Genomic DNA, 13,729 nt, shown 5'->3' with positions numbered 1-13,729 from the left:
ATCCTTTAATCTTAAGCCATAGTAAAAAGCTGCAACTGACTGGTAGCCGGCAAACCTCTTAAACAACCATGCCGGTCTAACACCTCGATGACGGTTTTGGTCAGGCGGGCCCTGGTCCGCAAATCCTCAATGGACACAAAGGGGGCTTCTCGCCGCGCCTCCACAATATTCTGGGCTGCAGCTTCACCTACTCCCTGTAAACCAGCAAAAGGCGGCAGTAATCCTTCCGGGGTGATGATGAATTTCTTGGCCTCCGATTCTTCCAGGCTGATCCGGCGCATTTTGATTCCACGCATATACATTTCCAGAGCCAGTTCTAAGATGGTCTGCAGGTTTTTTTCTTTCTGCGTAGCGTCAGAGCCTTTGGCCTCGATCTCTTCAATGGTCTTACGTACAACCTCTGGTCCCTGACAAATGAGCTCCGCATCGAATTCATCGGCACGTACGGTGAAATAGGTAGAGTAAAAGGCTTCAGGATAATAGACTTTAAAGTAGGCTATCCGGAACGCCATCATGACATAGGCTACCGCATGGGCCTTGGGGAACATGTATTTTATTTTCTTACAGGATTCTATATACCACTCCGGCACATTATGCTTGCGCATTTCTTCTTCATCTTCCGGTTTTACCCCTTTACCTTTCCGTACGCCCTCCATAATTTTAAAAGCTCGGCTGGGTTCCAGTCCTTTATAGATCAGATAGATCATAATATCATCCCGGGCCGAAATGGCCTCTCCCAGCTGACAGATGCCATTTTTGATTAAGTCCTGGGCGTTATTTAACCAGACATCGGTTCCGTGAGAAAAACCGGAAATTCGCACAAGTTCTGAAAAAGTTTTGGGTTTGGTATCTTCCAGCATCTGTCTTACAAATTTAGTCCCGAATTCAGGTATACCGTAAGTGCCCACATTACTCCGAATTTGTTCCGGTGTCACCCCCAGTGCCTCCGTACTGGAAAAAAGGGATAATACTTTCGGTTCATCCAGGGGTATGGTTTTGGCATCCACTCCGGTCAAATCCTCCAGCATTTTTATTACCGTCGGGTCATCATGTCCGAGAATATCCAGTTTAACCAGACGGCTGCTGATGGAATGGTAATCAAAATGAGTGGTAATCACCCCGGATTTTTTATCATCGGCCGGATACTGCAAAGGAGTAAAATCGTGAACATCACAATCCCGCGGTACTACCATGACCCCTCCTGGATGCTGGCCTGTTGTCCGCTTTACACCGGTACAGCCCTTGACCAGGCGGAGCAGCTCTGGATTGCGTTTGGGAATCCTGCGTTCCTCAAAATACTTTTTCACAAACCCGAAAGCGGTTTTTTCGGCAATGGTACCGATAGTACCAGCACGGAAGACATTTCCCTGGCCGAACAATTCCTCAGTATATTTATGGGCCCGGGGCTGATACTCACCCGAAAAGTTTAAATCAATATCAGGTACCTTGTCGCCTTTGAAACCCAGGAATACTTCAAAGGGTATATCATGGCCATCTTTTTTGTATTTACAACCGCAGTCAGGACAGTTCTTATCAGGCATGTCCGCACCAGAGCCTACCGACCCGTCCAGGATAAATTCGCTTTTCTTACACTGCGGACAAACATAATGAGGGGGTAAAGGGTTAACCTCCGTAATCCCGGTCATGGTCGCCACAAAGGAAGAACCGACAGAACCCCGGGAACCGACCAGATAGCCATCATCATTGGACTTTCTTACCAGTTTATGAGCAATTAAGTATAAGACCGCAAAACCATTATTGATAATAGAATTCAGTTCTTTATCTATCCTGGCCTGTACTATTTCCGGCAGGGGGTCACCATAAATTCTTTTTGCCGTCTCATACGTCATGTTGATAATTTGCTCCTCCGCACCTTCTAGAACGGGAGGATAAAACTCATCCGGAATGGGTTTAAAGACTTCTACCGATTCCGCTATTTTCTGCGGGTTTTCAATTACCACTTCCCGCGCCTTCTCTTCCCCGAGATAGGCAAATTCCTCTAGCATCTCCTCGGTAGTTTTAAAATAGAGTGGTGCCTGGTCATCAGCATCGGTAAAGCCCTTGCCTGCCATTAATATTCGCCGATAAACTTCATCCTCAGGATTGAGGAAATGCACATCACCAGTAGCTACAACGGGAATCTGCAGCTTTTCCCCCAGCCTGACAATTTCCTGGTTCAGCCGTTGTAACTCTTCTAAATTCTTGACGGCATTTTCTTTCAATAAAAATTGATTGTTGCCAAGGGGCTGAATCTCCAGGTAATCATAAAATGTGGCGATTTCTTCCAATTTTTCCTGACTGGTCCCGTCGAGCAAAGCCCTGTAAAGCTCTCCAGCTTCACAGGCAGAGCCGATGATCAAGCCTTCACGATGTTTTATCAGCTGACTTTTGGGAATGCGGGGATGACGATGATAATAGTGCAGGTGGGACAAGGTAACCAGTTTGTACAGATTTTTGAGACCAGTCTTATTTTTGGCCAGTAAAATAATATGGTAAGATTTCAGACTATCCAGATTGATGTTTTTAATCAAACTGTTAATTTCCTGAATCTCATTTATGCCTTTTTCCCTTACCAGTTCCAGCAGTTTAAGAAAAATCAGGGCAGTAGCCTCAGCATCACAATCGGCACGATGATGCTGTTCCAGGTCTACTTCAAAGTGACGGGCCAGCTGATCTAGTTTATAATTTTTCATTGTCAGTAAGCAGCGAGCTAGCGATAAAGTATCCAGGAGGGGGTTAGTCAATTTTTCGCTGAAATACTGTTCAATTTTCACCCGGATAAAACCAGCATCAAAAGTGGCATTGTGAGCCACCAGAACAGCCCCTCGAATGAAGTTAAGAAAATCCTGCAACCCTTGTTCTGGCTCCAGAGCCTCAGCAAGCATTTCATTAGTAATACCTGTTAATTGGCTAATTTCTTCACTAATTGGCCGGGATGGCTTGAGAAAACAGTGGAATCTGTCTTGAATTTGTCCAGCCCTTATTTTTACGGCACCGATTTCAATAATATCATTGGTTAAGGGACTAAGTCCTGTTGTTTCCAGGTCAAAAATAACATAATCCGATTCGGCAATTGGTCCATTAACTTCACCGATCAGAATCGGCTGACCATCATCGATTAAATAACCTTCCAGGCCATAGATAACTTTAATGCCATACTTCCCCGCAGCTTCAGCCGCTTCCGGGAAAGCCTGTACTACGCCATGATCGGTAATGGCTATTGCCGCATGTCCCCACCGGGCAGCGGTTTTAACCAAATCCGCAGCACTGGCCACTCCATCCATCGCACTCATCTTGGTATGGGCATGGAGCTCAATCCTTTTTTCAGTCGCCTGGTCCTGTCGTTCAGGTATCCCTTCGGCAATGTTAATATCATAGGCCATTACCACCAGTTCCCGGCAAAAAGGGTCATATTGCACTGGTCCCCGTACTTTCAGCCATTTACCTTCTTTTAGCCAGGAATTCTCCTGTTCCTCATCCTTTTTCTCGCTGAAAAACTTGACCAGAATGGAATCGGTAAGATCTGATATGGCAAAAGTTGTCACAGTCCGACCGGATTTTAATTCCTTGCGTTCAATATTGAAGATTTGCCCCTGGATAACCACATTCCGTTCTTCTTCCAGAACGTCCTTAATCAGGACAGGAGTAGCGGTAATAGGCTTGCCTTTTAGAACAGGACTTTCCTTCTCTTCTTTTCTTTGCTCTTTATTTTCCTGCTCCTTATCAGTTTTTTCCTCTTTTGCTATTGCTTCAATCCTTTGAGTCAAAATGGTCTGCACATCCGGCAGGTCTTCCTCTAAGCTCGGCTGGTGGCCGATATCCAGAAGCACCTCCGGACTAAACTCAAAATGTTTCAGGCAATATTCCCTGATTAGTTCGGGAATCTTCTTGTCCTTTAATACCTGAACTCCCAGCAGGTTAGGCATTGAAATCAGAATACGTCCGGCCTCAATTTCCAGTTCCGACATTTCCAGCCACTTGCGGCAAACTTCTGATTTTTCGCCTACAGCCTCAAGCAGATAAGACTTTAACTGGACTGACTGCTGGCTCAAATCCGAGGCTGGACAATATAACAATAGCTTCAGTTTAGCGGGCAGAATCAGTTTATTCCCCAGCCCCTGTTCCAGTATGTTTAATTCCTCCAGAGGCAGAAGCCCGCCGATTTTCAAGTGAACCAGCCACAAACCCTGTTTCTGGCTGATTTCCACTTTGATTATCTCTGCTTCTGCCAGCAGCGCACAGCTTTCCGGAGAAAGGCGCAATTCCTCTGCCAGTTGCCCGAAATCTATTCTGCGCATAGTAATTACCACCCTGTTAAGGATTTAGCAATTTCCCAGTACATTTTCATTCTGGCCTGCATCCCTTTAACCAGGCCAAACTTTTCTTCTTTCATTCGATGGGTAAGATCAAAAAGTTCTACCTCCAGCACTTTCCAACCTTTCTCCCGGGCCAGACTGTTAATAAAAACTTCTACCCCGTAGCGGGTGCTGGCCAGTTCATCATAGGGGGTAATTAAGTCCCGTAAAAGGGCCCTTTGTCCGGACAAACTGGGGGTAATTTTTTGCGCCAGGTCAGTGGTTAACCTACCCCCGCTAAATATACCTACTGTCATTTCAGCTTGTCCATTTAGAATTGGATTCAAAAGATTGGTGATATGTTCATCTCTAAGACCGATCAGATCAGCATCAAGAAACAGCAGAACGGAATGAAGAGCAGCTCTGGCGCCAACTAGCAGAGCTGCTCCCTTGCCTTGATTGTAAGGTAGTTCGATCACTTTTGCTCCTGCTTGCTCAGCAAGGATGGCGGTTTGGTCCTGACAGCCATCGCAAACAACGATCACTTCATCTACCAGAGCATGATTCCTGGTTGTTTTCACCACTGGCGCGATAGTTTTTGCTTCATTATAAGCCGGGATTATGGCAGAGCATCCCATGGTACAACCTCCACAAGTTAGTATCTGGCTAATTCTTCTTTGACCAGATTAGCAATCACCTGTGCAGCTGCCTCTACATCGAGTACCCGGGTGTTACCTGTTCTCCGTTCCTTGAGCTCTACTTTACCCTCGGCCAGGGTTTTGCCTACAGTAAGGCGATAGGGGTAACCAATCAGGTCTGCATCCTTGAACTTGACGCCGGCCCTTTCAACCCTATCATCAATTACAGTTTCAATCCCCAGCTGAGTTAACTGACTATAGATTTTTTCCGCTGCTTCCCGCTGTTGCTGATCTTTCTCGGATACAGGTATAACCACCACATGATAGGGAGCTATGGCCAACGGCCAGATGATCCCATTTTCGTCATGGTTTTGTTCAATAGCAGCTGCCATTGTCCTGGTAATACCGATACCATAGCAACCCATTACCATTTCTTTTTGTTTGCCATTTTCATCCAGAAAAACAGCATTCAGAGCTTTACTGTATTTTGTCCCTAACTGGAATACTTGTCCAACTTCAATACCTTTTGCTGTCAGCAATTTGCCTTCTTCACAGCGCGGGCAATGTTCTCCTGCCTCAACCATCCTTATATCTGCAACCAGGTCAACTGCATAATCCCGGTCATAATTAACGTTTTTTAAGTGATAGCCGTCTTCATTGGCTCCACAAACCAGGTTGTTCTGCTGGACTACTTCCGGGTCCGCAATGACCTGCCATACCTTGCCTTTTAGACCCACCGGTCCGATTGAACCAGGAGCTACACCGATCTTTTCTACTACTTCTTCATCACTGGCCAGATGCAATTGCAAAGTATCAACCAGGTTTTGCAGCTTGATTTCATTAACCTGTCTGTCTCCTCGCAGCACAGCAGCTACCAGACCTTTTTCAGTATGATAGATCAGGGTTTTAATAGTCTGTTCAGGAGCTATTCCCAGAAAGGCCGCTACCTCATCAATGGTCTTTTGTTCTGGAGTGGCGATTTTCTCTAAAGGCTGGGCTTCCTGTTTTCCCCTGGCAATCAATCTGGACTCAGCCTTTTCCACATTGGCAGCATAGGTACAGGTATCACAGTACACAATGGTAGCTTCACCCGCATCAGCAATTACCATAAACTCATGGGTACTGCTGCCCCCAATGGCACCTGCATCGGCCTCTACTGGCCTGAATTTGAGGCCCAGCCTGGTAAAAATCCGGGTGTAGGCATCATACATTTTTTGATAGCTGATTTGCATGCCTACTTCATCTTTATCAAAGGAATAAAGATCCTTCATGATAAACTCGCGCCCTCGCATCAGTCCAAACCGTGGCCGGCGTTCATCCCGGTATTTGTTGGCAATCTGATAGAGCAACAGGGGCAGCTGTTTATAGGAATGCACTTCATTGCGCACCAGGTCAGTAATGATTTCTTCATGGGTTGGTCCAAGGGCGAATTCGCGACCGTGCCTGTCTTTTAAACGGAAGAGCTCGTCACCATAAACATGCCAGCGCCCTGATTCCAGCCAGAGCTCTGCAGGCTGGATGATGGGCATGGTAATTTCCTGGCCCCCGGCCCGATTCATTTCTTCGCGGACGATTTGCATTATCTTATGCAAAACCCGCTGTGCCAGAGGCAAATATGTATAAACACCAGCGGCAGCTTTGCGGATAAATCCCGCTCTGAGCAGCAGCTGATGACTGATAACTTCGGCTTCAGCCGGAGTCTCTCTCAAAGTGGGTGCTAATAACTGGGATGCTCTCAACTAATCCAACCTCCTTATTTCTTCTAACAAAGCTGATAATAACTGTTCTTCCGGCACCTTGCGGATAACCTGTCCCTTTTTGAATAATAATCCGGCTCCTTTGCCCCCGGCAATGCCAATATCAGCTTCCCTGGCTTCGCCGGGACCGTTAACTGCACAACCCATAACAGCTACTTTCAGGGGCCGGTCTATCTGGTAAAGAATCTGATCAACCTCTTCTGCCAGCTTAATTAAATTCACCTGGCAACGACCACAGGTGGGACAGGAAACCAGCTCCGGGCCAGCCTGACGCAGATTCAAACTCTGCAAAATCTGCCAGGCAGTTCTCACCTCATAAACGGGATCAGCGGTCAGGGAGACCCTCATTGTATCACCTATACCTTCAGACAGCAATATTCCCAGACCTACTGATGATTTTATCACACCACGGAACAAGGTGCCAGCCTCTGTAACACCTATATGCAAGGGATAAGGCACTTTTTGTGCCAGCAGTCGGTAAGCAGCCAGCAAAACCGGAACCCGGGAGGTTTTCAGGGAAATTTTTATTTCCTCATAGCCAAATCGCTCCAGTAATGCTACATGCCTGAGAGCGCTTTCAACCAGCGCTTCGGCACAGGGATGGCCGTATTTTTCCAGCAAGTCCTTCTCCAGAGAGCCGGCATTAACCCCGATTCTTATTGGTACTGCTCGCTCCCTGGCAGCTGCCACAACTTCTTTTACCCGATCTTCACTTCCGATATTGCCAGGATTAATGCGCAGGCCTGCAACTCCATGGGCCAGAGCCTTTAAGGCCAGGCGATAATCAAAATGAATATCGGCAATCACCGGCAAGGGAGACCTGCGGCAGATTTCCTTGAGTGCCTGAGCTGCTTCTTCATCAGGTACGGCCACCCGAATAATTTCACATTTTTCCCGGGCCAGTACCTCAATCTGCTGCAGGGTAGTCTCCACATCCCTGGTATCGGTATTGGTCATGGACTGAACAGATACAGGCGCTCCGCCTCCGATTAATATATTCCCTATCTTAATCTGTTTTTTACTGGCCAAAAACAACTCCCCCTATTTCAGCAGCTGGGAAATATCATTTACAGTTACCACTACCATTAACACCAGCAACAGAGCAAAACCCACCAGGTGAACGATGTTTTCCCGTTTGGGGTCTACCCGGCGACCGACCAGCCCCTCCCAGCCTACAAACAGCAGTCGGCTGCCATCAAGAGCCGGAATGGGCAACAAATTAAATAATCCCAGCTGCAAACTCAATAAAGCAGCTAGCTGCAGCAAGTTCAGCCAACCTGCCTGAGCAGCCTTGCCTATCTCCATACTAATACGAGCCGGACCAGCCAGCCCTGCCGTCGGGTCGGGCATCTTAAACAAGTTAGCCAGATAGTGTAAAACAGTAGAAGTAATTTTACCTGTATATAGTACCCCATAACCGGCTGCTTCCCAGAGGTTAACTGATTTCATTTTTGGTGGCTGAGGGGAAATACCAATCATACTCTGCCCTGTTGCCGGGTCCTTTTTGGGTCTAAGCTCGATCAGCATCTTCTTCTGATTCCGGAGAATTTCCAGAGAAACTCGCCCTTGTTCCTGCTTTCTGATTTCCTGGACTACTTTTTCCCAATCCGTTACGGTCTTGCCATTGACCGCAATAATTCTATCTCCCGGCTTTAGTCCTGCAGCTTCGGCAGGCATGTTTTTTATCACTTCACCGATAACCGGCTCAATTACTGGTACACCCAGTTTGAAGAAAATTCCTGCTAGAATCAGGATAGTTAAGACAAAATTCATTAACGGTCCTGCCAGGATTACCAGTCCTTTTTGCCAGGGTTTCTTTTCATTAAAGCCTTCCCCCGGCCGGTATCTGAGCGCCCCATCTTCATCGGTATCTTCTTCCTCATCCATCCCGGCAAATTTAACAAATCCTCCCAGTGGGATAGCCCGTACACTATATAGAGTTTGGTTGCGTCCGGTTTTACCAAAAAGCATAGGGCCAAAACCGATAGCAAACTCATAAACTTTCACACCTACCGCTCTGCCGGCAAAATAGTGTCCGGCCTCATGTACCAGCACCAGTAAACCAAGAACCAGGATAGTAGCGATTACCGAGACAAGAAAACTGGTCATTTTAATCACCGACCTTTCTTAATCAGCTCAGCAGCCTTATAGCGCGCCTGCTGGTCGATATGAAGCACAACCTCCAGATCCTCAACCTTCTGAGGCGAAAACTGGTCCAGGGTGGCTGCAATGACATCTACAATTTCCACAAACTTTATTTCCTCATTTAAAAATGCTGTAACCGCAACTTCATTGGCTGCATTGAAAATCGTTGGCGCCAGTCCCCCTGCCTGACCAGCCAGATAGGCTAATTTCAATCCTGGATACTTGGCATAATCCGGCAACGAAAAAGTTAAGCTGCCGATACTTGCCAGATCCAGCCGCGGCCAGACCCCACTCCAGCGCTGCGGCCAGGAGAGGGCGTACTGAATGGGCAGGCGCATATCCGGTAAACCTAATTGAGCCAGCTGGGAGCCATCACAAAACTCCACCAGTGAATGGATAATACTCTGGGGGTGGAGCAGTACCTGGATCTGTTCATAAGGTATACCAAACAGCCAGTGAGCTTCGATCACTTCCAGTCCCTTATTGATCATGGTAGCGGAGTCAATGGTTATTTTGGCTCCCATAGACCAGTTAGGATGAGCCAGAGCATCTCTAACCGTTGCTTCCTGGAGGCGCTGGATATCCCACTCGCGAAAAGCCCCTCCGGAAGCGGTTAAAATCAATTTGCTAATTTCATTTTGCTTTGATCCTTGAATACATTGAAAAATAGCAGAATGTTCGCTGTCTACCGGGATAATTTTGACGTCATGTTTTTCGGCCAGGGCCATCACCAGCTCTCCTGCTGCTACCAGGGTTTCCTTGTTGGCCAGAGCAATATCAGTTCCTTGTTTAATAGCGGCAATAGTAGGCAACAGCCCCCGGGCACCAGTAATAGCCGTCACAAGCAAATCTATCTCAGCTTCAGTAGCTGCTTTTAATAAACCTTCAGTACCCCAGTAGATTTCTGGAACCCAGCTTTCAACCCGCAGTTGCTGAGCTAGCCACTCAGCGTCCTTCGCTTCTGCAACTGCTACTACCTCTGGCTTAAACTCCCTAATCTGAGCCAGCAATAAATCCACGTTACGTCCTGCAGCAAGGCTTGATACTTGCAGATTTTCCCGCTGGGCACGGACTACTTCCAATGTCTGTGTCCCAATGGAACCTGTACTGCCGATTAGTCCTATTTTGCGCATGTCTGAACCCCGTTTCTTTCTATTATATCCGTGTTATCCCAGTTTTAATAACCGCCTGGATAGCGATTAACAGGATAGGACCCAATACTACCCCCAGAGCGCCCCAGAGCTGATAGCCTGTATAAATCGCTATTAAAGTGGCCAGGGGATGCAGGCCCACATTATCAGCGACCACTTTAGCTTCCAGTAGCTGCCTGACCAGGCTCAGCACCCCATACAGGATAACCAATTTCAGAGCAAAAAAGCCCTGGCCGTGAAAGTAACTGAGCAGAGCCCAGGGTAACAATACTGAGCCAGGGCCCAGCACCGGAATAAAATCCATTAACCCTACCACAATTCCCATGGTTAGAGCAAATTGACTGCCCGTCAGGTAAAGACCACCAATGGCCAGGATAGTGGTAATTGTAATAAGTATAAGCTGGGCCTTGAGATAGCCAGTAAAGGCCAGTATAATTTTCGATCCCACTTCTAAAGTCGTTTCTCCCCAGGGAGGATTTAGCAGTTGTAACCAGAAACGGATAATTTTTTCTTTGTCCTTGAGGAGAAAAAAGGCTGCCAAAATGGCGATAATCGATACAACAAAGCCGCCAGTAATACTGGCTGGTAATACTTGTACTGACCTCAGTAAAGTCTCTGATGCTGAAATAATCAGCTGCTGGCCTTTAGCCACAATATTATCTATATTGTCCTTGACAGCCTGATGGAGCTGCGGTGGCAACTCCCGGTAAAATGCAACCCCTTTTTCCAGCAATGCGTTAGCTTTTTGCCAGACGTGATCAACAAAAATAATGATCTGTTCCCGGTATTCAGGCAGTTCCCGGGTTAAGCGAAGGGTTTCCAGAATCAATCTGGCTAAAATCAGGGCCCAGATAACTATAAATCCGCCTACTACACCAGATAAGGTTAATAAAACAGCCAGAGACCTTTTTAATTTAAATCTTGCCTCCAGTTTATTAACCAGTGGATCCAGCAGGACTGCCAGAAAAGCCGCCAGGATAAACGGTAATGAGATATAAAGAAACTTTCCGAGCCAGGGCATCAAAAATGGTAAAAAGTAAGCCCCACCAAAATAGAGGGTGAGTAAAATCAGCAAGGCCGTCAGCCATTGATAATAATTGGAAGCCATCCGCCTCATCCATTGCCCCCCCTAACAAACCAATCCAGCAAAACATAGGCCAGCGGCGCTGTAAACATGATCGAATCAAACCGGTCAAGTACTCCTCCATGGCCCGGAAAAATGTTACTACTATCCTTTACCCCTGCCGCTCTTTTCAAAGTGGATTCTGCCAGATCTCCCAGCTGTCCTCCCAGACTTATGACAATCCCAAAGCCAGCCCAGAAAAGGTAAGAAAAACCGGTCAGTTTAGGCCCCAGCATTGCCAGCACCAGGGCAGCAGTGACCGCTCCACCAATAACCCCCTCGATGCTTTTTTGGGGACTGATCACTGGTGCCAGGGGATGTTTTCCCAGGGCCCGCCCTGTAAAGTAAGCCCCGGAGTCGGCCAGCCAGTTAGCAATAAAAAACAATGCTGTCAACCATAATCCCTGATCTTGCTCTCGGAGGAGTAGAATGTAAGTGAGAGAAACTGTTACATATACAATACCAAAAAAGCCTGCTCCTAGATCTGACCAGCGTAGGCGCGGAAAAGATATAACCGCAATCAGCAATGTCCAGAGCAACAGAAAGGTTATTCCATAATCAAGACGATGATTAATCATGCTGAAAAAGACCAGTATTACCCCCGGTCCAGCCAGCAGCCAGCTGACCTTTATCCCCAGATGCTGAAGGATATTTTTCAGCTCCCACTGGCCCAGCAGCGCTAGGATCAGAATACCTCCTCCCAGCCAGCTTCCCCCCTGCCAAATAAGCCAGAGAGCCAGAGGTATTCCGATAATGGCAGTTATAACCCTGTATACCAGCACAAAATCACCTCTATAGTTATAGCAAGCCGCCAAAACGGCGCTCCCGCTTTTGATAATCCACTATAGCCTGTAAAAAATGCTCTTCCCGGAAATCAGGCCAGAGCACATCTGTGAGCCAGAATTCCGTGTAAGCTAACTGCCAGAGCAAATAATTGCTGATGCGCAATTCTCCAGCAGGGCGAATCAATAAATCAGGATCTGGGATATCTCTGGTGTAAAGAAACTTTTCTATCACCTCTTCATCAATAGAACCGGGGTCAATTTTCCCTGCTTTCACTTCTGCCGCAATCTGATTTACCGCTTGCACTATTTCAGCTCTACCGCCATAGTTTAGACACAAGCCTAAAACCAGTTTGTTATTTTTGGCAGTTAAATTGATAGACCTGGTCAGTGCCTGCTGGGCAGCAAGGGGTAACCCGGCCAGATCGCCATAAGCCCGAATCTGAACTCCTTGCTGATTTAACTCTGCCACCTCTTTTTCCAGGTATTCCACCAGTAAATTCATCAGTGTATCCACTTCTTCTTTAGGCCGCTTCCAGTTTTCCGTGGAAAAAGCATATACTGTGAGATATTTTATACCAATGTTTGTACAAACTTTCACCGCTGTACGCAAGCTTTCCACACCGGCACGATGACCAACACTTCTTGGCAATCCCCTTTTTTGTGCCCAGCGGCCGTTGCCATCCATAATAATGGCAACATGTTGGGGTAATCGAGACAGATCTATTTCATTAATTTGGTGATTGTCCGCTTGTTTTTCCGGCAAAACCGCAGAACCCAACATGCGCGATATCCATTTGGCCACGGGCAATCCTCCCTCCGATAATTTACCATAAATATATTATAACATGAAAAAACCCCCTCGGCGAGGGGGCTTTTTCCCGCAATTTAGCCCTGGCTGATTGCGCCAGTGGGGCAAGCTTCTGCACAGCTACCACAATCTACACATGCATCAGCATCAATGGAGTAGATATCCCCTTCCTTGATGGCGCCATTCGGGCAGGTATCCATGCAGGTACCGCAAGCTACACACTCATCGGAGATTTTGTAGGCCATTCCTCACACCCCCTTTCCCTATGTGGAAAATTAAAGTTCCATAATTTCTTCTTCTTTATGTTCAGCTAATTTATCGATTTCTTTAATATATTTGTCAGTCAGCTTCTGAACCTCATCCTGACCGCGTCTAACTTCATCTTCAGAAATGCCTCCAGCTTTCTCCTGAGCTTTCAGCTCATCATTTGCCTCTCTTCTCACATTCCGCACAGCAACCCGTGCCTCTTCCGCCTTTTTCTTAACCACTTTTACCAGCTCAGTCCGCCGCTCCTGGGTCAATTGCGGAATAGCAATACGAATTACGGTACCGTCATTGTTGGGGGTCAGCCCCAAATCGGATTTCATTATCGCTTTCTCAATTTCATTCAAAACACTCCGGTCCCAGGGTTGAACTACCAGCAACCTGGGTTCAGGAGCGGAAATATTAGCCAGCTGGTTAACAGGAGTTGGCACACCATAATAGTCCACTGTTACCTTCTCCAGCAAAGCGGGAGTTGCGCGTCCAGCCCGCAGAGAAGCCAGTTCTTTTTTTAGTACAGCCACTGCTTTTTGCATTTTCTCTTCATGCTCACGAATGATTTCTTTAATCATTTCGTCTCTTCACCTCCAACTAATGTACCGATCTTTTCTCCCAGTACTACTTTCTGGATATTGCCCTCTTCATTAAGGTTGAAGACAATAATGGGAATACTGTTATCCATACACAGGGAAGTGGCGGTTGAATCCATTACCCCCAGCCCCAGTTGTAAGACATCCAGATATGTAAGTTCTTTAAACAGTCGGGC

General features: G+C 46.9%; 11 protein-coding genes and 1 pseudogene. All 12 read right to left on the bottom strand.

Features of this window, described 5'->3' with window-relative positions; all coding sequences use genetic code 11:
* Positions 1–11: 11 nt before the first annotated feature.
* Positions 12–4,298, bottom strand: a complete 4,287-nt coding sequence (locus tag JDF658_RS02390) for a PolC-type DNA polymerase III (protein ID WP_079906368.1) — start codon at positions 4,296–4,298, stop codon at positions 12–14.
* A 5-nt stretch (positions 4,299–4,303) separates the two neighbouring features.
* Entirely contained in the window at positions 4,304–4,933 is a 630-nt protein-coding gene (locus JDF658_RS02385; RefSeq protein ID WP_078665251.1) for a glycosyltransferase family 2 protein, read from the bottom strand.
* Between the two features lie 17 nt (positions 4,934–4,950).
* On the bottom strand, positions 4,951–6,672 hold the full coding sequence (locus JDF658_RS02380) for a proline--tRNA ligase (protein WP_079906367.1): 1,722 nt from the start codon (positions 6,670–6,672) through the stop codon (positions 4,951–4,953).
* On the bottom strand, positions 6,673–7,725 hold the full coding sequence (ispG, locus tag JDF658_RS02375) for a flavodoxin-dependent (E)-4-hydroxy-3-methylbut-2-enyl-diphosphate synthase (RefSeq protein WP_107753467.1): 1,053 nt from the start codon (positions 7,723–7,725) through the stop codon (positions 6,673–6,675).
* Between the two features lie 6 nt (positions 7,726–7,731).
* Positions 7,732–8,799, bottom strand: coding sequence for an RIP metalloprotease RseP (rseP, locus tag JDF658_RS02370; protein ID WP_079906366.1), 1,068 nt, complete (start codon positions 8,797–8,799; stop codon positions 7,732–7,734).
* A gap of 5 nt (positions 8,800–8,804) precedes the next feature.
* Complete coding sequence (locus JDF658_RS02365) at positions 8,805–9,968, bottom strand: 1-deoxy-D-xylulose-5-phosphate reductoisomerase (protein ID WP_079906365.1); 1,164 nt, start codon at positions 9,966–9,968, stop codon at positions 8,805–8,807.
* Positions 9,969–9,990: 22 nt separating this feature from the next.
* Positions 9,991–11,103, bottom strand: a complete 1,113-nt coding sequence (gene ytvI / locus JDF658_RS02360) for a sporulation integral membrane protein YtvI (RefSeq protein ID WP_079906364.1) — start codon at positions 11,101–11,103, stop codon at positions 9,991–9,993.
* Positions 11,100–11,891, bottom strand: a complete 792-nt coding sequence (locus tag JDF658_RS02355; protein ID WP_159071881.1) for a phosphatidate cytidylyltransferase — start codon at positions 11,889–11,891, stop codon at positions 11,100–11,102. Before JDF658_RS02355 ends, ytvI begins: the two co-directional genes overlap by 4 nt.
* A 16-nt stretch (positions 11,892–11,907) precedes the next feature.
* Entirely contained in the window at positions 11,908–12,675 is a 768-nt protein-coding gene (locus tag JDF658_RS02350; protein WP_078665303.1) for an isoprenyl transferase, read from the bottom strand.
* A 104-nt stretch (positions 12,676–12,779) separates the two neighbouring features.
* Entirely contained in the window at positions 12,780–12,947 is a 168-nt protein-coding gene (locus JDF658_RS02345; RefSeq protein ID WP_078665258.1) for a DUF362 domain-containing protein, read from the bottom strand.
* A 30-nt stretch (positions 12,948–12,977) separates the two neighbouring features.
* Positions 12,978–13,535, bottom strand: a complete 558-nt coding sequence (frr, locus tag JDF658_RS02340; protein ID WP_078665259.1) for a ribosome recycling factor — start codon at positions 13,533–13,535, stop codon at positions 12,978–12,980.
* Positions 13,532–13,729: pseudogene (gene pyrH, locus JDF658_RS02335) on the bottom strand (UMP kinase); the annotation flags it as partial. The gene frr and the pseudogene pyrH, both read right to left, overlap by 4 nt.

Source organism: Carboxydocella sp. JDF658, assembly GCF_002049395.1.
Lineage (GTDB): Bacteria > Bacillota.
Note: the sequence above shows the minus strand (reverse complement) of the source record. Positions and strands in the feature narration are given on the sequence as shown.